This window comes from Bradyrhizobium sp. CCBAU 51627 (genome assembly GCF_028128765.1).
GTDB lineage: Bacteria > Pseudomonadota > Alphaproteobacteria > Rhizobiales > Xanthobacteraceae > Bradyrhizobium.
In genome coordinates, this window is the sequence record NZ_LBJG01000077.1 from 1 (window position 1) to 20,229 (window position 20,229).

Sequence of the window (20,229 nt, forward strand, 5' to 3'; positions counted from 1 at the left end):
CGACATCGCCACGCGCCTTGGCCGGTGGCCACCGGCCAAGGCGCTAAGTCGCTTCCATCGCACAAAATGGTCCCGTGCAGATACAAGGGGTTCGTGCCACAAGAACCATCCCATCGACCAGTCGCGAAGCGTCTCCGCCAATTCGCGAAGAACATGCGACGCGAACCGACGGACGCAGAAGCCGCGATGTGGCGCTTGCTGACGGATCGTCGGCTCTCCACATACAGATTTCGCCGACAAGTGCCGTTCAAGAACTACATTCTCGACTTTGTCTGTTTCGACAAATCTCTCGTAATCGAGATCGACGGGAGCCAACACGCAGACTCACAGGGAGATACGGCTCGCGACGCGGTTCTGTCCGCTGAAGGTTTCTCTGCCGCACGCTACTGGAACAATGACGTCCTTCAGCAGCCGGCTTCCGTATTGGAGGACATCCTTGCAAAGCTTGCCGGGCGGTAAGATACCCTCTCACCCGTCGCCTCACTCCGTGAGGCGCCACCCTCTCCCACAAGGGGAGAGGGGAAAAATCGCCTCAACCACAAAGAACTGATGACCCCTTCCCGCATTCATCGCCTGACGCTGACGCATTTTCGCAATTATCGGGCGGCGGGGCTCGAGACGGCGGCCGACATGGTGGCGCTGGTCGGGCCGAACGGGGCAGGCAAGACCAATTGCATCGAGGCGATCTCCTTCCTGTCGCCGGGGCGGGGCTTGCGGCGCGCCACGCTGGAAGATGTCGCCGACAACCAGGGCGACGGGTCCTGGGCGGTGTCCGCGCAGGTCGAGGGCGCGCTGGGCCTTGCCACGCTCGGCACCGGCATCGAGCCGCCGCGCGCGGACGCTGCCGTCAGCCGGCGCTGCCGCATCGACCGCGAACCGGTGAGTTCGGCGGCCGCCTTCGGCGACCATATCCGCATGGTGTGGCTGACGCCGGCCATGGACGGGCTGTTCATGGGCGCCGCGTCGGAGCGCCGGCGCTTCTTCGACCGCCTGGTGCTGGCGATCGACGTTGAGCATTCCAGCCGCATCAACGCGCTGGAACGTTCGCTGCGCTCGCGCAACCGCCTGCTCGAGACGCGCAATTACGACGACCATTGGTGTGACGCGATCGAGCGCGAGACCGCCGAGCTTGCGGTCGCGGTGGCCGCCACGCGCGGCCAGACCGCAGCAAGGCTCACCGGCATGCTGAATACGCGTGCGCAGGCGTCCGCGTTTCCGTCGGCGCAGATCGCGCTCGACGGCTGGATGGAGAATGCGCTGCTCGAGGAGACCGCGACCTCGGTCGAGGATCGCTACCGCCAGATCCTGCGCGACAACCGTCCGCGCGATGCGATTGCCGGCCGCACCACCGACGGCCCGCATCTCACCGATCTCCAGGTGATCTACGCTCCGAAAAGCATGCCCGCGCGCGATGCCTCCACCGGCGAGCAGAAGGCGCTTCTGATCGGCCTCGTGCTGGCGCATGCGACGCTGGTCGCCGAGATGACCGGGATCGTGCCGCTGTTGCTGCTCGACGAGGTCGTCGCCCATCTCGATCCGAACCGCCGCGCCGCGCTGTTCGACGAGTTGAAGACGCTCGGCGCGCAGGTGTGGCTGACGGGTGCGGATCCGGCCGCGTTTGCCGAGATCGGCGCGGGCGGCGAAGTCTTTGACGTCGAGAGCGGACGCGTTTCCGCCCGGCGATAGCCCGCTTTGTTGAACCTCGTTTATTCGGGCCGCGACTAGGATTGTGAGGCCGCGCTGGCGGTGTCGCAGCCGTTGCAATCGCGCGATCGACACGCGCGACATCCCTGGAGAAGGCCATGACGACGGTAAGGCAAGGGACGAAAGTCCCGGCACGATGGCGGCTGCTCGTGTGCGGCCTCGCTTTGCTCGCAAGCTGCGCGCTCGCAGCCAGCGCCGGCGCCTGGGTGCCGCGCCTGCCGCTTCCGTTTTCGTCCACGCTCACGCCGGATCCCGATGCTGCCCTGCCCGCGCCGACAAGGACCAGCTATCGCGAGATCGGCACCACCAAGATGCTCGGCATCGAGGCGCCGCTGCGGACCAGGCTTACGGCCCGCATCCCCGCTGGCCTCGGTGACGTTCTCGCCTTCTACCGCACCGAGCTCGGCAAGCTCGGCTGGCAGGAACAACATGAAGGCGCTGATATCGCCACCGATCACATCAGGCTGGCCTACGCGACCCCACTCGGGCCGGCGGCACTGCAGCTCGATCGCAAGGGTAGCAGCACCTCGGTCAATCTGGTGCAGCGAAACCGTGAGGCCGCGACCATGGCGCATGTCATGCCCCGGCCCGGCCGCGCCGCGCTGATGCTCACCAATCTCAGCGTCAAGGAAGCCGTCCTCACACTCGACAACCACACCGTCACGCTACCGGCTCGCACCGGCAAGGAACGTCCCGAGTCACCGCTGTTCAATATGCCGCCGGGCAAATACGCCTACGCATTGAAGGTCGACGGCGGCCCGGATCGCGACGCCGCGATCGAGCTCGCGGCCGGCGATGCCTGGGAGGTCACGGTCGGGCCCGAGGGAGACCTCTGGTCGCCGCTTCAGCTGTATTGAACCTGCCCTCTCGCGATCCGCCGCAGGGTGCCCGGGGCGCGTGCTTGAATCCATCGGGTTCGCGAGGCGACTAGTCGTCGAGAGGCGGTGGCGACCGTGTCCATCCGGTGCGGACCGATACCATCACGGTGGCTGCTGGCGAGTCCTGGGCACTTCACGACGATAAGAAGCCGTCCCAGCTCTACTGAGCCGGCGGCTGTTCCAGGGCGCCACGACCGTTCTCGAAAGGCCTCTGCCCACCCCCGCAAAATCCCGTCTTCAGGTGCCCTAAACGGGGCCTCGAATCGGGCTTTTCGCTGGCTTCGGAATCGGCCTTCACACGCCTTGAAAATCGGCCCAAAAACCCTATCTGCTCAAAGGGTTGCGAGGCGATACTTTGCGCTAGGCGCAAGCCCCCTTTCGTGGCACAAATAGCTTCCAGATCAGCGCCTTTTGCGCGGCTGATTCGGGCGACATTTCGAAGGCCTCTCATGACAGAACCTGCTCGGCAGCAAGCTGCCGAAAACGAGTCCTCCTCCGCGAGCGAATACGGCGCGGAATCGATCCGCGTGCTCAAGGGGCTCGATGCCGTTCGCAAGCGCCCCGGCATGTATATCGGCGACACCGACGACGGCTCGGGCCTGCACCACATGGTCTACGAGGTCGTCGACAACGCGATTGACGAGGCGCTGGCGGGCCACGCCACGCGCGTCGACGTCGTGCTCAACGCCGACAATTCCGTCACCGTGCGCGATGACGGCCGCGGCATTCCCGTCGACATCCACAAGGGCGAAGGCATCTCGGCCGCCGAGGTCATCATGACCCAGCTCCACGCCGGCGGAAAATTCGACCAGAACTCCTACAAGGTCTCCGGCGGTCTGCACGGCGTCGGCGTCTCCGTCGTCAACGCGCTGTCGAGCAAGCTCGGCTTGCGCATCTGGCGCGACAACAAGGAGCACTACATCGAGTTTGCCCATGGCGATGCAGTCGCACCGCTCAAGGTCGTCGGCGATGCGCCGGGCCAGCGGGGCACCGAGGTGACGTTCCTGGCCTCGACCGAGACCTTCAAGAACATCGAATATGATTTCGCGACCCTCGAGCACCGCCTGCGCGAGCTCGCCTTTCTCAACTCGGGCGTGCACATCGCCCTCTCCGACATGCGCCACGCCGTCGAGAAGCGCGAGGAGATGCACTATTCCGGTGGCGTCGAGGAATTCGTCAAATATCTCGATCGCAACAAGAAGGCGATCGTTCCGGCGCCGATCATGGTGCGCTCGGAAGCCAACGGGATCGGCGTCGAGGCCGCGTTGTGGTGGAACGACAGCTACCATGAGAACGTGCTGTGCTTCACCAACAACATCCCGCAGCGTGACGGCGGCACCCATCTCGCCGGGTTCCGCGGCGCGCTGACGCGCCAGGTCAACGGTTACGCCGACGCCAATGCGAAAAAGGAAAAGATCGCGCTGACCGGCGACGATTGCCGCGAAGGCCTGACCGCCGTGCTGTCTGTCAAGGTACCGGACCCGAAGTTCTCGTCGCAGACCAAGGACAAGCTGGTGTCCTCGGAAGTGCGCCCGGTGGTCGAGAACGTGCTCAACGAGGCACTTCAGGCCTGGTTCGAGGAGCACCCGTCCGAGGCCAAGATGATCGTCGGCAAGGTGATCCAGGCCGCCGCGGCGCGCGAAGCTGCGCGAAAGGCGCGCGAGCTGACCCGCAAGAGCCCGCTCTCGGTGTCCTCGCTGCCCGGCAAGCTCGCCGACTGCCAGGAGAAGGATCCGGAAAAATCCGAGTTGTTCATCGTCGAGGGCGACTCGGCAGGCGGCAGCGCCAAGCAGGGCCGCAACCGGGAATTCCAGGCGGTGCTGCCGCTGCGCGGCAAGATCCTCAACGTGGAACGCGTCCGTCCCGACAAGATGCTGTCGTCGGAGCAGATCGGCACGCTGATCACCGCGCTCGGCACCAGCATCGGTGACGAATTCTCGATCGAGAAGCTGCGCTATCACAAGATCATCGTGATGACCGACGCCGACGTCGACGGCGCCCATATCCGCACGCTGCTGCTGACGTTCTTCTACCGGCAGATGCGCGACATCATCGACGGCGGGTACCTCTATATCGCGCAGCCGCCGCTCTATAAGGTTGCACGCGGCAAGTCCGAGCAGTACCTGAAGGACGAGCGCGCGCTGGAAGACTATCTGATCGATGCAGGCCTCGACGATTGCATCTACATTCCCGGCACCGGCGGCGACCGCTCGGGGCGCGATCTGCGCGCGCTGGTTGACGATGCCCGCGTGGTGCGCAACATCCTCCGCAATCTGCACAGCCGCTATCACCGCAAGGTGGTCGAGCAGGCCGCCATCACCGGCGTGCTGAATAAGGCCATCTACGGGGATGCCGAGAAAGCGAACGCCGCGGCGCAGTACATCGCCAGCCGCCTCGACAACCAGGCCGAAGAGGTGGAGCGCGGCTGGATTGGCCAGTACGTGGAGGGCCAGGGCTTCCAGTTCGAGCGCACCGTGCGAGGCGTCAAGGAAGCGGCCGTGATCGACGATGCTTTCCTCGGATCCGCCGAAGCCCGCAAGCTCGACGAGTACACCACGAGGCTGCAGGACGTTTATGCCCGCGCCGGCAAGCTGCGGCGCAAGGACGCCGAGCACATGGTTCATGGGCCGGTTGATCTGTTCGAAGCTGTGACCGAGGCCGGCCGCAAGGGGATCACGCTGCAACGCTACAAAGGTCTCGGCGAGATGAACGCGGAGCAGCTATGGGAGACGACTCTCGACGTCAACGCGCGCTCCCTCCTGCAGGTGAAGGTCAAGGAGGTCGACGAGGCCGACGACATCTTCACCAAGCTCATGGGCGACGTGGTCGAGCCGCGCCGCGACTTCATCCAGGAACATTCGCTGAGCGCGACGATCGATATTTGAGGGCAGTTGGCTTTGGGCGCGCTCTAGCCACACACTCGCTGCAACCTCTTCCGCTTGCGGGGGAGGAGGCGCACCTTGTTCGTGGCGACCATCAAGCCTGAATTGCTACCGCCCGCAATTCTCGGTAGTTTCCGCCTCCAAAGCAGCCCGCCCCACCGCAACAGGACGGAGAGAACCCGTGGCGCCCATTCAGTACATCGTCGAGGGCGGTCACCGGCTCTCGGGCTCGATCGAGCCGGCCGGCAACAAGAACTCGGCGCTGCCAATCATCGCGGCCGCCCTGCTCACCGAACATCCGGTGACGCTGGAGAACGTGCCGCGGATCCGCGACACCGAGACGCTGGTCGAGCTGATCCGCTCGGTCGGCGCGGCCGCGCAGTGGACCGCCCGCAATACGCTTCACATCCACGCCAAGAGCATCCGTGCCGCCGATCTCGATCCCGAGCTTTGCGTGCGCATTCGGGCCTCGATCCTGCTCGCAGGCCCCCTGCTCGCACGCTGCGGTGAGCTGATGCTGCCGCCGCCCGGCGGCGACGTCATCGGCCGCCGCCGGCTGGACACCCACGTGCTGGCGCTGGAACAACTTGGTGCCAAGGTCACCGCGACCGACCGGCTGGAATTCCGCGCACCAAAACTTACCGGTGCCGACGTGTTCCTGGACGAGCCGAGCGTGACCGCGACCGAGAACGCGCTGGTGGCGGCGGTCGCCGCGGATGGCGTCACCATTTTGCGCAACGCGGCCTCGGAGCCGCATGTGCAGGATCTCGCCAATTTCCTCGTTGCGCTCGGCGCCAGAATCGAGGGCATCGGCACCAACACCATGATCGTGCACGGGCCGGCGACGCTGGGCGAAGCGACCTATCGGATCCAGCCCGACCATATCGAGGTCGGCTCGCTGATCGGTCTTGCCGCCGTGACGCGCTCGCCGCTTCGCATCGTGCGATCAGGCGTCGAGCACCTGCGCTCGATCCGCATGGGCTTCGAGCGGCTCGGCATCGTCTGCCGCGTCGAGGGCGACGATCTCATCGTGCCATCGAACCAGACGCTGAAAATCCAGGACGATTTCGGCGGCCACGTGCCGAAGCTCGAGGACCAGCCCTGGCCGGCCTTCCCGGCCGACCTGATGTCGATCGCGATCGTCACCGCCACGCAATGCGAGGGCGTGATCCTGATGTTCGAGAAGATGTTCGAGTCCAGAATGTTCTTCGTCGACAAGCTGATCGCGATGGGCGCACGCATCGTGTTGTGCGACCCTCATCGCGCCATCATTGCAGGCCCGAGCCGCCTGCGCGGCGCCTCGATGATCTCGCCCGACATCCGCGCCGGCATGGCGATGCTGCTCGCCGCCGTCTGCGCCGAGGGCACCTCCACCATCAACAACGCCGACCAGATCGAGCGCGGCTATGAGCGAATCGACGAGCGGTTGAACGCGCTGGGTGCGAAGATCCGGCGCGTGCCGGAGCGGAAGGGATGAGGGTTTTTTCCTTTTCCCCTGGTGGGAGAAGGTGGCGCGAAGCGCTGCATGAGGGGTACCTTTCCACAAACAAGCCCGATCGAGTATCGTAGGGTGGGCAAAGCGACGCGTGCCCACCACGGCGCAAGTGCGCCTTTGCCCACCCTACGATAGCCAGCTAGCGGATAGAGCCCCGCATCCCTCCCACGAGAGGCCATGTTTTCGACGTGCGGTTGTGCTATTGACGCCGCCATGCTCGACAGCATCCAATCACAACGGCAGCCGCACATCGGCATGCCGCAAAGCCATCTCGCGCAGGAATTCGTCGAGACGTTACGACTGGCCGTGCCGATGATGCTCACGCAGCTCGGGCAGATCGCGATGATCACGAGCGATCTGGCGCTGATCGGGCGGCTCGGCGAGGATGCGGTCGCGGCTGCGGCACTTGCGCACACCGTCTATTTCGTCAGCTTCACCTTCGGGCTCGGCCTGATGGCTGCGGTGTCTCCGCTGGCAGCGCAGGCGTTCGGCGCCGGCGACGTCAGGCGTATCCGCCGCTCCTTGCGCGTCGGCCTGTGGGTCGCATTCCTCATTTCGCTGCCGATGATGGCCTCGCCGCTTTATGGCGAGCACATCCTGATCACGCTCGGACAGGCGTCGCATTCCGCCGGCCTCGCGCAGCGTTATCTGAACGGCCTTGCCTGGGGCATCGCACCGGCGCTCGGCTTCGTCGCACTGCGCAGCATGATGAGCGCGGTGAACCGGCCGCAGGCGCCGCTGTGGATCACGCTCGCGGCGATTCCTGCGAATTTCGCGCTGGTCTATTGCCTGATCCATGGCCTGTTCGGCCTGCCGGAGCTCGGCCTGTTCGGCGCGGGACTTGCGACCACGTTGGTCAATCTCGGCACCTTCATCGCCGCGCTCGCGATTGCGGCGTGGCGCGAGCCGTTCGCCCGCTACCATCCGCTGGCGCATTGGTGGCGGATCGACTGGTCTTTGATGCGCCAGCTGATCGAGATCGGCGCGCCGATCTCGTTCTCGCTCCTGCTGGAATATGGCCTGTTCTCCTCGGCCGCACTCCTGATGGGATTGATCTCGACCACGGCGCTCGCCGCGCACCAGATCGCGCTCCAGGTCACGGCCGTGCTGTTCATGGTCCCGCTCGGCATCGGCATGGCCGCGACGGTGCGGGTCGGCCATGCCTTTGGCCGCGACGACCCGGCCGGCGTGCGGCGCGCGGGCCTCGTCGCAGCGCTGCTCGGTATCGCACTCGTCGCAGGCCTGACGGTCGCCATCATCCTTGGCCGCTACGAGCTGGGACGGCTGTTCCTCGGCAGCGGTGACGCCAGCGCGCCGACGGTCGCGCTCGCTGCGACTCTGCTCCTGGTTGGCGCGACCTTCTTCATCGCCGACGCGCTCCAGACCATCATGGGCGGCGCGCTGCGCGGCATCAATGACACCAGGATGACGCTGGTGTTCGCAGCGATCGGCTACTGGTGCGTCGGCTTCCCGATCGCGTGGATGCTCGCCTTCCACGCCGGCCTCGCCGCGATCGGCGTCTGGATCGGACTATCGATCGGATCGTTCGTCTATGCCGCTCTCTTGATCTTGCGCTTTGCGATGCTGACGCGCAAGATCACGGGATGACGGGCCCGGTTCGCGAAATCACACCCTATGTCGATGCCGGCACGGTGCTGTCAGGCGCGCAGTTCATCGATGCCTTTCGTGTCGAGGTCGGCGCGAGGCAATTGAGCGCCCGCGAGGCCTGCACCCGGATGGTGCTGCAGGGACCGCGCTGGATCGACGCGCTGACGCGCTTGCGCAACATTCTGGTGACCCCCTTTGGCTTGAAAACATCGGGTGAAGGCGCTTACGCGCCCGGCGGCCTGATCGGCCTGTTTCCGGTGGTGAGCGAGACGCCGGAGCGGCTGGTCGCCGGCTTTGACGACTATCACCTGAATTTCCGTATTGTGGTCGACGTCGCCGGGGAAGCGACGCTTCGCCACGTCACCGTGACCACTGTGGTGAAGACGAACAATTTGCTCGGCCGTACCTACCTCACGCTCATCACGCCGTTCCACAAGCTGGTGGCCCGCGGCATGATGGGAAGGATCGAGGAGCCGGCACGATGACATTGTCCGTCGACCTGTTCTACTCCTTTCGCAGTCCCTTCAGTTATCTGGCACTCCCCAAGACACTGAATCTCGTCGCGGAGTATGATCTGGCGGTCAATTTGCGGCCAGTCTATCCGCTCGCGGTCCGTGTGCCCGGGTTCTTCAAGAAGGCCAGTCCGAACTTCATTCGCTATGTGGTGCTCGACAGCACGCGCGTGGCGCAGCACGAGGGCATTCCGTTCCGCTTTCCGCGGCCCGATCCGATCGTGCAGGACAAGACGACGCTCGATGTCGCGACCGAGCAGCCCTACATCCATCGCCTGACCCGGCTGGGCGCCATGGCGCAGCTCGAGGGACGCTCGCTCGAATTTACACATGCGATCGCGCGCGTGCTGTGGGATGGTTCGGTTGCCGGGTGGAACGAGGGCGATCATCTGGCGCGCGCGGCCGAGAAGGCCGGCTTCGATCTTGCCGCCATGGATGCCGCGATCACCGCCGATCCGGATCGCTACGAGCAAGTGATCGCAGAGAATGAAAAAGACCACGCTGCGTCGGGCCATTGGGGCGTGCCGACCTTCGTGTTCGAGAACGAGCCGTTCTTCGGCCAGGACCGCATCGACCTGCTGGTCTGGCGCATGCAGAGCAAGGGCCTGGCGAAGCGCTAGGACGTGTGCGCAGTCGCAGCGATGCAGCCCGTCACATTCGCACCGGCTGCCCGACCCCTAGCAAGTTACCTTCGCTATCGCGAAGCCCCGCTCTCCGACCCCCTTGCTGGGATAATTCCCGGCAATCTCCGCTATGCCATCGACGGTCTTCAAGCCGGGCAGATCGTACTCCTCGAATTCGACCCCGCGCGCGCGAAGCTCGCATACGGTTGCCTCGATATCCTCGACTTCCCAACCCATTTGCGTATGCGTGCCGGATTGCATTCCGGCCGAGAGGAATATCGCGAACTCTCCCCCAGCGCAGACGTAGCGGAGTCCGCCCGCACGCTCTTCCACCGGCTTGAGTCCAAGTTTTTCGGCATAGAATGCCCGCGCGCGGTTGAGATCTCTGGCCGGAAGGCGGGTCGCCACCTTTGCGTTGCCTAACATGATCCTTTTCTCCCGGTCTAAAACCCGCTTGCCTTCCCTACTCTGCCACGCGTGCGGACTTGTCGCGCGCGGCCTCCGACCATTCGCCGACGACGCGATCGAGGTCGCAGAGATTCTGGTGCATCTGCTCCAGCGAGAAGCCGAGCGCGAAGAAGCGCTCGGCGGTGTCGCTCGCATGACCGCGGATCAGCCCGTCCTGGCGCACGCCCGCAACCGCTTCGGCATAATGCTGAAGCGCGAGATGCACGGGATGGATCGGCGGCGCGCCGGCACCTGCACGCAGGGCTTCGGCCGCCGACTTCAGGAAGCGTGCGATCGCAGCGCCCACCTCCGCCAGCGGCGCGGCAAGCCGGACCTGCACCTCGACCGGCAGCGGCACCACGGTGGCACGGCCGATCATCACGACGTCATGGCGCAGCCGCAGGATCGTGCGCAGCAAGGGGCCGGTGTCGGGACCGCTCGACAGCCGCGCCGAACGCTCGCGCTCGGCCTCTGCGCCGATCGCATTCATGCCCACCATGGCGGTGCCGATACCGTCCTGGATCCGGTGCAGTGCGTCGTTGTCGCGGCCGCGGGTGAGACCCGCGAGCAGTTCGGTGAAGGCCTCCGCGATCAGCTCGAGCAGCTTCGCCGCGCTGGCACGGATCTGCCGGACCGCGCGCGACGGCAGCACCAGGAACGAGACCAGCAGCCCGGTGATGGCGCCGACCGAGACTTCGCTGACGCGATCGATTGCGGATGCCAGCGGATCGGCGTGATGCATGGTCGGCACCAGCAGCACGATCACCGCGGTCACGGTGGCGGTGCTCAGGTTCGGATAAATCGCGGCGACGAGGGCGAGCGGCGCGACTGCCAGTACGAGCAATCCCAGCAGGCCCGCTTCGCTGGAATAGGGAAGCGTGATCGCAATGGCGCCGCCATAGATGGCGCCGCCGATCGTGCCGAGCATGTAGTCGCGCGTCGCCTTCAGCGAGCGGCCGACGCTCATCTGGGTCACGATCAGCGAGGTCAGGACCGCCCAGAGAGGCAGCAACAGATGCAGCGCGGTCGCGAGCGCATAGGCCGCCGTCGCCGCCACCGTGACCCGGATCGCCAGCCCCAATTGCGTCCGCCGCGGCCGGACCCGGTCGAACAGCTCTCTTGCGCCTGCCATCGTCTGATGTCCCGATCCTCTCAATCGGCCAAGAGCATAGCTGATGCCCGCGGCTCGAAGGCCGCTTGAAAGGCAAAATCAGCCCGCCTAACTTGCCGGCCAAAACGAGGAAACACGATGGCCCATGAAACCGCAACGCTCGCCGCCTATGTCGCCAACCTGAAATTCGTCGATATTCCGGCGGAGGTGCTGGAGCGCGCCAAGGTGCTGACGCTGGACTTTTTGGGCAGCGCCATCCGGGCCCGGAGCGAGGCTGAATCCACTCCGTCGATCCTGAAGATGCTGGAAGCGCTGGCGCTCGACACCAAGGGCGAGTCGACCGTGTTCGGCGATGCCAAGACCTGGACGCCGGCGGTGGCGGCCCTGCTCAACGGCGCGCTCGGCCATTCGCTCGATTTTGACGATACCCATGCGGATTCCTCGCTGCATCCGAGTGCGCCGGTGGTTCCGGCCGCCTTCGCTGTCGGCGAAATGGTCGGTGCTTCCGGCCGCGACGTGTTGACTGCGATCGTCGCGGGTTATGAGGTCTGCTGCCGGCTCGGCAACGCGCTTGACCCGACGTCGCACTATGCGCGCGGCTTCCATCCGACCGCGACGGCCGGCACTTACGGCTCGGCCGCGGCGGCGGCAAAGCTGTTCGGCCTCTCCGAGCCGCAGATCGTCGCCGCGTTCGGCGTCGCCGGCAGTCAGGCCGCGGGCTCGCTGCAATTCTTGATGAACGGCGCATGGAACAAGCGCTACCAAGTCGGCGCCGCCGCGATGAACGGCGTGATTGCCGCAACGCTCGCGCGCAACGATTTCGTCGGCTCTGCGGAATCGATCGAAGGCAAGCATGGCCTGCTCGCCGGCTACACCGACGATCCGCATCCAGGCAAGGCGGTGGCCGAGCTCGGCAAGACCTATGAGACCATGAAGATCGGCGTCAAACCCTATCCGAGCTGCCGTTACACCCATGCCGCGATCGACGCGCTGATCGCGATGCGGCGCGAGCACAATCTGACGCCCGACCAGGTCAAGCGCGTCGAGATCGGCCTGCATCGCAACGGCATCATCCTGACCGGCGATGCGGCCACCAAGCGGCATCCGACGTCGATCGTCGGCGGCCAGTTCTCGATGTTCTTCACCGGCGCTCTTGCGCTCGACCAGGGCTCGTTTGGCTGGGACGATTACGCCAGGCTCGGCGACGCCGCGATCGACGCGCTCGCCGACAAGTTCGACGTGGTGCAGGACGACCGCCTCGAGATCGGCCGCACCCATCCCTTCGGTGCGCGCGTCAGCATCACCACGGACGATGGCGTGCACGAGCGGCTCTACGCCGATCCCTCCGGCGAGCCGAACTCGTTCCCCGACACGCAGGCGATGCAGCAGAAGTTCCTGACGCTGGCGCGGCCCGTGCTCAACGCACGAGCCGACAAGTTCGCCGATGCAATCATGACGCTGGAGCGGTTCGATCGCGTGACGAAGGCGACGGAGCTTGGGCGGCAGTAGCTGCTACTCCGCCCCCGCCAGCTTGCCCTTTTCGCGCGTTATCGCCACCACGTCGCGTACGAGATCGAACACGCCATCCGCTGCCGGCGGGAAATTCGGCGAGCGGCCGAGGCGCACGATCACCAGGCGCTCCGACGGGATCACGATCGTGTATTGGCCGATCGTGCCCTTGGCGAAGAAGGCATCGCGCGGCCAGCCGTGCTCGACGCGAAATTTTGCGCCAAAGCTGTCGCCCTGGTTGGTCCAGAAGCCGGCGCCGATGCCGACCCACGCGTTTGGTGTGGCCGATGCCGAGCAGTTCACCCAGCCCTCGGGCAGGATGCGCTTGCCGCCGACGACGCCGTCGTTGAGATAGAGCTGGCCGAAGCGCGCCCAGTCGCGCGCGGATGCCATCATCTCGCCGGAGCCTTCGATCGTGCCGGCGCTGTCGAGCTGGAGCGTGACGTTGAGCATGCCGAGCGGCGCGAACAATTCGCGGCGGGCAAAGCGAAGCGCATCGGCCGGCTTGCCGCCGGCGGCGTTGCGGATGAGATGCGAGAGGATCAGGAAGTTGCCGTCGTGGTAATTCCACGCCGTGCCCGGCGCCGACGCAAGCGGCGCGCGCTCGGCAAAGCCCGCCATATCGTTCTCGGCGTATTTCATCGTGTTGACCGGCTCCAGCACGGAACCGAGCGAGGCCTCCAGCGAGCTTCCAAGGGCAATGCCGGCGGTATGACGCAGCAATTGATCGACGGTGATGGCGTGACGCGGATCGTCAGGATCTTGCCAGGCGGCGATCGGCGCGGGCCCGTCCAGCTTCAACTTGCCCTGGCGCACGAGGATGCCTGTGAGCGCCGAGATCACCGACTTCGTCATGGAGAAGCCGAGCAGCTGCGTCTCCGGCCGGATGCCGTCGGCATAGCGCTCGGCGATGATGCGCCCGGCCTTCATGACGACGATCGCGCGGGTGTGGCGATAGGGCGGCTGCGCGGGTTCAGTGAAGGCGCGGTCGAGCGCAGCTGACAGCGCCTCGCTTTGCGGCGGGACGATTCCGGGGCCGGCAATCTCGGGCAGCAACGCGGGCTGCTTGTCGTCGATCGGCAACGGAACGTCGGCGATCCCCTGGCCGTGCTCGAGCGTACAACCAAGTCCCTCGCGATAGACGGCATGGCTGCGGCCGATGCCGAACAGGGTCACGGTGACATCCTTGCGGGCGTGATCGATCTGCAAATTCATCGCCCAGGTCAGGAGGCCGCTGCCCGGCATCGCCTCGGTTGTTTCAGTGAGGTCGCGCTGGGAATCGAGGCCGGAGACGAACGTCTCCGAGCAGAGCGTGTGGGCGATGAAGCCGGTGGCAACCTTGGGCACGTCACGCGCCCTGGCTGCGCCGAGCGCGAGGCCGGCGCAGGCGATGGCGGTGGTGAGGAGGACGATCTGGCGGCGAGGGGTCACAGGCTTTCTCCGGCTGGGGGGGCGAGTGCCGGAGAGCAGGCCGGATGCGGGCGAGACGCGCTCGCCGGATTTGGAAAACGACTTCGCCAAAACTGACCGGGGCTGGTCGATTTCGGACTTCCTATGTGATTTCAGTGCCTTACAATCCAAGCCGCGTCGACCTTGAGCCGCCGGTACTCCGTCGGCGTCACCCCGGTCACCGCCTTGAAGGCGCGGTTGAACGGTCCGAGCGACTGGAAGCCGGCGTCAATCGCGATGGTGATGACGGGAACCTCGGCCTGGGTGGGATCGGCGAGCGCGGCCTTGGCTTCCTCGATCCGGTGGTTATTCAGGAACACATTGAAGTTGCGATAGCCGAGCCGCTGGTTGATCAGCCGGCGCAGCCGGTATTCCGGAATTTTCAGCCGGCCGGCCAGCACGCCGATGGTGATGTTCTCCTGACGATAGATCCGCTCGTCCGCCATCAGCCGCATCAGGGCGTCGATGAGCTTCTGGTCGGCGGCGTCAACGGGCGGAGGCTGACTGGAAACATCAGGCGATGCAGGCTCCACTGCTGCCGTAAACAGATCCGTCCCGTCAACGCGCATCATGGCGTAGACGATCGCCGCGACGGTGCAGGCGAGCACGCCGGCATTGATGGTTTCGGCGACAGCGCCGACGTGATGGCCGGCGACGGCGATCTGAAGCACCGCGTTCAGCCCGCCATAGAGCGCGGTTGCGCAGACGATGAAGACGCGGGCGCTGCGACGGCGCTCGACCAGGTCGGCCGGCCAGGAGGCGATCGTCTGCGCGATCGCAAGCGCGATGAACCCGAGCACGATCAGATTGACCACCGTGACCGAGAACCGCACATGGCCGCCGGGTGCAATCCAGACGCAGCCCGCGAAGCTGAACGCCGTCACCAGTGCCCAAACGCATCCGTGCCACCAATGGAGGCGAAACTCGTCGTCAAACAGGGCGCGTGTGAACAGCCAGAACACCACCATGGTGCCGGTGGACAACGCGATCAAGGGTGCATGCCAGAGCGGGACCCGCGAAGTGACATCCATCGAATAGCTCACCGCATGCGCGGCCGAGCCCAGCGCGAAGGCCGCGCCGAGGCGAGCAGCCAGCACTTTGCGGAAGTCCTGCAGCAGCGCCGCCGCCAGCACCAGCAACAGTGCGACGCTGGCGGCGCGGAAGGCAAGGTCCAGGGCGGCAAGGGTCATCGATTGATGCGGGTCGGTCGCAGTTGCGGTCGGCCGAACATCGGTCGTCAGCGCTATTTTTTCAAGGACCATCCTCACTCACGGCTGTCATCGCCCGGCCTCGACCGGGCGATCCAGTACTCCGCGGCAGCGGTGATAGAACCGATGAGCCGCGGCGTACTGGATCGCCTGCCTTCGCAGGCGATGACACCGGCGTATGTGGCCCGGCCTTTGGCGCGACGGCGACGCGAAATCCTGCTACGATCAAGCCCACTGAGCTAAGAAGGAGCCCGTCATGAGCTGGATGCCTGATAACGATCCCGTGCTCGGCGATCCCAAAACATGCGACGCACTCGATCTCGTCATCGTGCCGCGCACCCGCGATCTCGGTGACGGATTCGCGGTGCGGCGGGCGCTGCCGCATGGCAAGCGGCAGATGGTCGGGCCCTTCATCTTCTTCGATCATTTCGGCCCGGTGCAGTTCGTCTCCGGAAAGGGCATGGACGTGCGGCCGCATCCGCATATCGGGCTTGCCACCGTCACCTATTTGTTCGACGGGTCCATCATGCATCGCGACAGCGAGGGCAATGTGCAGGAGATCGCGCCCGGCGCGATGAACCTGATGACGGCGGGGCGCGGCATCGCGCATTCCGAGCGAACGCCGGATGCGCAGCGCGCCTCGGGCCAGCAGATGCTTGGCCTGCAGAGCTGGATCGCGCTGCCTGAAGGCTCCGAGGAGATCGATCCCTCGTTCCAGCATTATGCCGCGGGCGATCTGCCGATGATTTCCGAGCGTGATTTTACCGCGCGGGTGATCGCCGGCTCCGCCTTCGGCATTTCCTCGCCGGTGAAAATGGTCTCGCCCTGGTTCTACACCGAGGTCACGGCCGCCGCCGGCGCGACCGTGCCGCTCGACCCCGATCATGAGGAGCGCGCGATCTACATCGTCGACGGCGAAGTGGAGATCGCCAATGAGCGTTACGAAGGGCCGCGGCTGCTGATCTTCCGTCCGGGCGATCGCATCACCGTGAAGGCGCCCAAGGCCACGCGGATGATGTTTCTCGGCGGCGATGCGCTGGAAGGGCCGCGCCACATCTGGTGGAATTTCGTCTCCTCCAGCAAGGAGCGGATCGAGCAGGCCAAGCAGGACTGGAAAACTGGCCGCTTCGCCGCAGTTCCGCAGGAACATGAGTTCATTCCGCTGCCGGAATAGGCTAATCCGGTGTCCGGCCGCACTGTCCGGTGCGGCTGGACTTTCTTCCTGAAGGCTCTGCCGATGACCACCATGCTCTCCAGCGACCTGCCCCTGACCAAGATCGGCCGCGGCAAGGTGCGCGACATCTATGCCGTCGACGACGACCGCCTGCTGCTCCTCACCACCGACCGCATCAGCGCCTTCGACGTCGTGATGGCCGAGACCATCCCGATGAAGGGCGCGGTGCTGACGCAAGTGAGCGCGTACTGGTTCAACAAGCTCGAAGGCATCGTGCCGCATCACATGATCAGCGCCGATACCGACGAGATCGTCGCGGCGGTGCCGGCCCTGAAGCCGCATCGCGCGGAAATCCTCGGCCGCGCCATGCTGTGCAAGCGCACCAAAGTATTTCCGATCGAATGTGTGATCCGCGGCTATCTCTCGGGCTCGGCCTGGAAAGAATATGCGCAGAGCGGCACGCTCGCGGGCGAGAAGCTGAAGACCGGCCTCGTCGAGAGCGAGAAGCTCGATCCGGCGATCTTCAGCCCCGCGACCAAGGCCGAGAGCGGCCATGACGAGAACATCACCATCGCGAAGATGCGCGAGGTCGTCGGCGACGAGGTCGCCTATACGCTCGAGAGCATGACGCGCGCGATCTACACCCTCGGCGAAGAGCTGGCGCGCGAGCAGGGCATCATCATCGCCGATACCAAGTTCGAGTTCGGCCGCGACAAGGACGACCGCATCATCCTGATCGACGAAGTCATGACACCGGATTCGTCGCGCTTCTGGGCAGTCGATGCCTACAAGCCCGGCCAGCCGCAGGCCAGCTTCGACAAGCAACCCTTGCGCGACTATCTCGATGTCGAGCGTCGCGCCGGCCGCTGGAACGGCGACGCCCCGCCGCCGCCGCTGCCGGCGAGCGTGGTCGATGCGACCAGCAAGCGCTATCTGGAAGCGTATCGGCGCGTGACGGGGACGGAGCTGAAGATTTAGGCTGGGCAGTCGCCTTGCACCCGTCGTTGCGAGCGAGGCACAATGCATCTCCAACGTCGTCCCGGCGAAGGCCGGGACCCATACCGCGGAGTCTGTCGATTGCGGATAGCAGGAGTACCGCACTCCGAGTCTTCGCCAAACCCCACCCTGTGGTTACGGGCCCCGGCCTTCGCCGGGGCGACAACAGACTTCTGCTTTTCTCTCAACCATATGGTTGACCGTTTCGCACGCGGACGCCGGCAGAACTGTCGGATACTTCATATTTGCAAGAATCTTGTTGCGCTAGGCTCGCACTCGTCTACCTCTCCGGGCGGGTATTTTCATGAGCGAGTGTCACAGCGTGACAGATCCTGCAATTGGCTTCGATCCGGTCCCTCGGGTCAGCCCCTCCGCCAAGCGTGCGCTGAATGATATCTTTGGAGGGGGTGCCGCCAGCGTCCTCACCGTGACGTTCGGGCTGTCCTATTCGCTGTTGATCTTCGCCGGCCCGCTCTCGCCCTATCTGTCCTACGGCATCGCCGCGACCTTCATCAGCTCGGCGGTGCTTGCCGCCGTGATCGGGCTCGGCAGCTCGCTTCCTTTTGCGATCGCCGCCCCCGACAGCTCGACTGCCGCCGTCACAGGGATCCTTGCGGCATCGCTGGTCGAGCACATCGAGGCGGCCAATCCATCGGCGCCGCTGCTCTCGCCTGTCCTGATCACGCTCGGCCTGTCGACCGTGCTGACCGGCATCGTGCTGTGCGGGCTGGGCCTCACGCGGCTGGGCCGCGCGATCCGCTACGTCCCCTATCCCGTGGTCGGCGGCTTCCTCGGCGCCACCGGACTTCTCATTGCGCTGGGTGCTGTCAGGGTCATCACCAATATTCCGGTGCAGCTCGCGACGCTGCCGCGCTTCGCGAGCGGCACCACGCTGCTGGAGCTCGGTGCCGCCTGCGCCATGGCACTGGCGCTGTATCTGACCTGGCATCGCTCGCGGAATCCGTTTGCGTTGCCGATCATCCTGGTCGGCGGCGTGATCACGGCGCACTTGGCGTTCTGGATCTCGGGGGTTTCGCTCGATGCGGCACGCAGCCTGGGCTGGACGTTCCAGCAGCCGCCGCACGCGGCGTTCATGCTGCCCTGGCACACCGACGAGCTCGCCAACTATCCCTGGTTTGCCGTCCCTGATTTGCTCGGCAATCTCGTCGCCGTCGTCTTCGTCACCGCGTCCAGCACGCTGTTCAACACCACCGGCATCGAGGTCGCCGTGCACCGCGAAGCCAATCTCGAGCGCGAGCTGAACGTCACGGGCGCGGCCAACATCCTCACCGGCGTGCTCGGCGGCTACACCGGCTGCAGCTCGATCAGCCGCTCGGTGCTCAATTTTTCCAGCGGCGGACGCGGCCGGTTGTCAAGCCTCACCGCCTCGGCGCTCTCGCTGCTGATGCTTGGGGTCGCGCCCGAATTGCTCGGCTTCATTCCGAAATTCGTGCTTGGCGGCCTGCTGCTCTATCTCGGCGCCGACCAGCTGCACAAATGGATCATCGAGTCGCGCAAGCGGCTGTCGAAGCTCGAATATCTCTCGCTCGTCGCCATCATCATCATCATCGTCGCCTGGGGCTTCGTGCCGGGCATTTTGATCGGCGTGATCATCGGCTGCGCGACGTTTGCTTTCAGTGCGGCACGGGTCGACTCGATCAAGTACAGTTTCGATGGCTCCGAATATCGCTCCTCGCTCGACCGCTCGCGCGACGACCAGGAGGTGCTGCAGGCCCATGGCGGCAAGATCCAGGGCCTCAACCTCCAGAGCTATCTGTTCTTCGGCTCCGCCAACCGACTCTACCAGCATGTCAAGCTGCTGCTCCAGGAACGTCCGGAGTGCCGCTATCTGCTGTTCGACTTCAAGCTCGTCACCGGCGTCGATTCCTCCGCAGCCTACAGCTTCGCGCAGATCAAGCGCAGCGCGGCCGATCTCGGCGTCGAATTGATTGTGGTGCACCTGTCGGCAGCGGCCGAGAAGGTGCTGCGCGCAAGCGACTTCATCGGTGAAGGCGTCACCATCATCGGCGAGCTCGATCGCGCGCTGGAATGGTGCGAGAACGAAATCATTGCGCAGCATCAGGGGCTGGCACAGGAAGAAGCTAGCCTGCGCGACTGGTTCGCGGGCATTCTCGATAGCGAGGATGACGCCGACGAGCTGATCCGCCGCTGTCAGCGCATCGAGGTCGAGGCCGGCGAGGTCATCGTGCAGGCCGGCGACCCCGCCGATTCCATGCACTTCATCCTCGACGGCCGCGTCGGCATCATGGTCCCCGCCGACGACGACCGCACTACGCGCGTGCGCAGCCTGGGGCGCTACACCACGATCGGCGAGATGGGCCTGGTGTCGCACACGCCGCGGAGCGCCACCATCCAGGCCGAAGTCGACAGCGTACTCTACGTGCTGAATACGCACCAGTTCGATGCCATCAAGGCCGAGGACCCCGCGCTCAGCCACAAGCTGTTGACTTATTTCGTATCGGTAATGGCCGAGCGACTGACATTCGCCAACCGGACGATTGCGGTGCTCAGGCGATAGCGAAAGCAATCCGGCAGGCTAAAGCGCGATGAGATCTGGATGAATCGTCATCGCGCCTTAGATTGTTGTTTGGGCATGATCTCCGCGCAAACGC

General features: G+C 65.1%; 16 protein-coding genes. 12 read left to right on the forward strand and 4 right to left on the reverse strand.

Annotated features, from left to right (window positions below; translation table 11 throughout):
- Positions 1-93 precede the first annotated feature (93 nt).
- From XH88_RS27205 to XH88_RS27240, 8 genes are all read left to right on the forward strand, one after another.
- Positions 94-459 carry an endonuclease domain-containing protein gene (locus XH88_RS27205; RefSeq protein WP_271671357.1) on the forward strand — a complete coding sequence of 122 codons (366 nt, stop codon included), beginning with the start codon at positions 94-96 and terminating at the stop codon, positions 457-459.
- Between the two features lie 90 nt (positions 460-549).
- Positions 550-1,686: a DNA replication/repair protein RecF gene (recF, locus tag XH88_RS27210; RefSeq protein WP_271671318.1), complete on the forward strand. Its 1,137-nt coding sequence runs from the start codon at positions 550-552 to the stop codon at positions 1,684-1,686.
- 116 nt (positions 1,687-1,802) lie between these two features.
- Positions 1,803-2,561, forward strand: a complete 759-nt coding sequence (locus tag XH88_RS27215) for a hypothetical protein (protein ID WP_271671319.1) — start codon at positions 1,803-1,805, stop codon at positions 2,559-2,561.
- Positions 2,562-3,031: 470 nt separating this feature from the next.
- Entirely contained in the window at positions 3,032-5,467 is a 2,436-nt protein-coding gene (gene gyrB, locus XH88_RS27220; protein WP_271671320.1) for a DNA topoisomerase (ATP-hydrolyzing) subunit B, read from the forward strand.
- A gap of 178 nt (positions 5,468-5,645) precedes the next feature.
- The gene (gene murA, locus XH88_RS27225; RefSeq protein WP_271671321.1) at positions 5,646-6,941 is read left to right on the forward strand and encodes a UDP-N-acetylglucosamine 1-carboxyvinyltransferase; all 1,296 of its coding nucleotides are present in this window, start codon (positions 5,646-5,648) and stop codon (positions 6,939-6,941) included.
- Positions 6,942-7,172: 231 nt separating this feature from the next.
- Positions 7,173-8,567 carry an MATE family efflux transporter gene (locus tag XH88_RS27230; protein ID WP_271671322.1) on the forward strand — a complete coding sequence of 465 codons (1,395 nt, stop codon included), beginning with the start codon at positions 7,173-7,175 and terminating at the stop codon, positions 8,565-8,567.
- Positions 8,564-9,052: a DUF2867 domain-containing protein gene (locus tag XH88_RS27235; protein ID WP_271671323.1), complete on the forward strand. Its 489-nt coding sequence runs from the start codon at positions 8,564-8,566 to the stop codon at positions 9,050-9,052. The genes XH88_RS27230 and XH88_RS27235 overlap by 4 nt, the downstream gene beginning before the upstream one ends.
- Positions 9,049-9,699, forward strand: a complete 651-nt coding sequence (locus tag XH88_RS27240) for a 2-hydroxychromene-2-carboxylate isomerase (protein ID WP_271671324.1) — start codon at positions 9,049-9,051, stop codon at positions 9,697-9,699. Before XH88_RS27235 ends, XH88_RS27240 begins: the two co-directional genes overlap by 4 nt.
- Positions 9,700-9,756: 57 nt before the next feature.
- Here XH88_RS27240 and XH88_RS27245 read toward each other — a convergent pair whose 3' ends face one another.
- A complete protein-coding gene (locus XH88_RS27245) occupies positions 9,757-10,128 on the reverse strand; it encodes a VOC family protein (protein WP_271671325.1) in 372 nt (123 codons plus the stop codon).
- Positions 10,129-10,165: 37 nt separating this feature from the next.
- Positions 10,166-11,281 (reverse strand): FUSC family protein, encoded by a 1,116-nt coding sequence (locus XH88_RS27250; RefSeq protein ID WP_271671326.1) that lies wholly within the window; start codon positions 11,279-11,281, stop codon positions 10,166-10,168.
- Positions 11,282-11,398: 117 nt separating this feature from the next.
- Between XH88_RS27250 and XH88_RS27255 the strand changes: the two genes are divergently transcribed.
- The gene (locus tag XH88_RS27255) at positions 11,399-12,769 is read left to right on the forward strand and encodes an MmgE/PrpD family protein (RefSeq protein WP_271671327.1); all 1,371 of its coding nucleotides are present in this window, start codon (positions 11,399-11,401) and stop codon (positions 12,767-12,769) included.
- A gap of 3 nt (positions 12,770-12,772) precedes the next feature.
- Here XH88_RS27255 and XH88_RS27260 read toward each other — a convergent pair whose 3' ends face one another.
- Entirely contained in the window at positions 12,773-14,200 is a 1,428-nt protein-coding gene (locus tag XH88_RS27260; protein ID WP_271671328.1) for a serine hydrolase domain-containing protein, read from the reverse strand.
- Between the two features lie 131 nt (positions 14,201-14,331).
- Entirely contained in the window at positions 14,332-15,408 is a 1,077-nt protein-coding gene (locus XH88_RS27265; RefSeq protein ID WP_271671358.1) for an AraC family transcriptional regulator, read from the reverse strand.
- A 274-nt stretch (positions 15,409-15,682) separates the two neighbouring features.
- Here XH88_RS27265 and XH88_RS27270 point away from each other — a divergent pair, with 274 nt between their 5' ends.
- The 3 genes from XH88_RS27270 (at position 15,683) to XH88_RS27280 (ending at position 20,135) form a co-directional block, all read left to right on the forward strand.
- Entirely contained in the window at positions 15,683-16,600 is a 918-nt protein-coding gene (locus tag XH88_RS27270; RefSeq protein WP_271671329.1) for a pirin family protein, read from the forward strand.
- A gap of 63 nt (positions 16,601-16,663) precedes the next feature.
- On the forward strand, positions 16,664-17,578 hold the full coding sequence (locus XH88_RS27275) for a phosphoribosylaminoimidazolesuccinocarboxamide synthase (RefSeq protein WP_271671359.1): 915 nt from the start codon (positions 16,664-16,666) through the stop codon (positions 17,576-17,578).
- A gap of 340 nt (positions 17,579-17,918) precedes the next feature.
- A complete protein-coding gene (locus tag XH88_RS27280; protein WP_271671330.1) occupies positions 17,919-20,135 on the forward strand; it encodes an SLC26A/SulP transporter family protein in 2,217 nt (738 codons plus the stop codon).
- Positions 20,136-20,229: the final 94 nt, after the last annotated feature.